This is a genomic window from Flavobacterium aciduliphilum (genome assembly GCF_003268855.1).
GTDB lineage: Bacteria > Bacteroidota > Bacteroidia > Flavobacteriales > Flavobacteriaceae > Flavobacterium > Flavobacterium aciduliphilum.
This window is the reverse complement of sequence record NZ_QLSZ01000024.1, coordinates 1-1,457: the sequence shown is the minus strand read 5'-3', so window position 1 is coordinate 1,457 and position 1,457 is coordinate 1. Positions and strand designations below refer to the sequence as shown.

Annotated in this window: 1 protein-coding gene; it reads right to left on the bottom strand. The window is 36.2% G+C overall.

The window, feature by feature from the left end:
• Positions 1-27 precede the first annotated feature (27 nt).
• The coding region (locus CLV55_RS12740; RefSeq protein WP_146739579.1) for a T9SS type A sorting domain-containing protein at positions 28-1,457 on the bottom strand (1,430 nt) is incomplete at its 5' end.

Sequence of the window (1,457 nt, the reverse complement as noted above, 5' to 3'; positions counted from 1 at the left end):
TTGCGCCCTTTAAACTGTGTTAAAAAATTATTGTTTAATTAATTTTTTGGTAACCGTTTCATTATTTGACTGGTTTGTTAATTTAACAAAATATATTCCAGAAGTTAATTCAGATATATTTTCTTTAATTACATTAGGTCCTTCATTTAGAGGAATATTTTTTGTGCGTATAACCGCTCCATTCATTGAGAATAATGTCATTTCCAATTGTCCTTCCGTAGTAGAATTTAATTCAATGTTAAATTCTTGACTTGCTGGATTTGGATACATATTCATTTCAGAAATAGCAGAAACATTTGCAGGTTTAAAAATATTACAAGTGCTAAAAGTTAAAGTTACACTTTTTACCATTGATGAAACGCCACATGCATTAGTAGCATACACTTTAATCGTTTGGTTTCCTGTTAATAATCCGTAATTTACAACCACACTATTTGTTCCTTGACCACTTACAATACTAGCGCCAGTTGGAACTGTCCAAGTATAAGAAGTCGCACCAGGGATTGCTGCAACTGAGAATGATTGATCGCAGCTAGAATAAGTAGTACCACCTGTAACTGATGCAATTGAACCCATTGCAGTAGACAATGTTAAGGTTTTTGAGGTGGCGCTCGATCCCATACCGTTGACAGATGTAACAACTAAAGATTTGTTAGCTGTGCTTGTACTTGTGTTGATTACAAATCCCACAGGATACGTTACTGTAAAAGTCAAGGTATTGATAAAATTCACGGTAGCTCCAGTAGGTGCTGTAACAGTATATGAACTTGCCAATGCAGTATCTGTTATAGTATATGTATACGTATTTCCGCCACATAACCCAGCAATTTGTCCTGCAACAACAGAAACAGCAGCTGGCTTAACGGCTGTTAATGTAAGTAATCTTGCTGTAGAAGTTGTCGTTGGGTTTACTAACGCTGAGTTATTTGTTGTTGAAACACCTACTCCATTTTTAGATTTTACTCCAATTCGTAACACATTAGTAAGCACCGCTGCAGTTGAATTATTATAAGTGTTTGAGCTTGTAACCCCTAAGAAATTAACTGTAATCACATTTGTATTACCTCCACTTAATTGATTTACACCTTCTGGTAATTCCCATTCGTATGATGTTGCAGCAGCTACAGCAGCAGCAGTTAAAGTTAATACTTTATTAGTTCCCATATATTTAGCGAAACTTGTTATTGCTGTAGTACCACTACCCTCTGTCATTTTTATAGAAGTAGGTGCTACTGGTAAGGCTTTTGTAAGTGCTAATGTTTTAGCAGCACTAGTACATCCGTTATCATTTACTGATTTTACTGATATAGACCCGACAGCCCCAGCTCCAGCGGCAACATTATTGAAATTAACTTCTACACTTGTTGTTCCTTGTCCAGAAACAATAGTAACTCCAGCAGGAACAGTCCATAAATATGAAGTTGCTCCACTAACGGCTGTTGTTGTGAAAGTAGCCG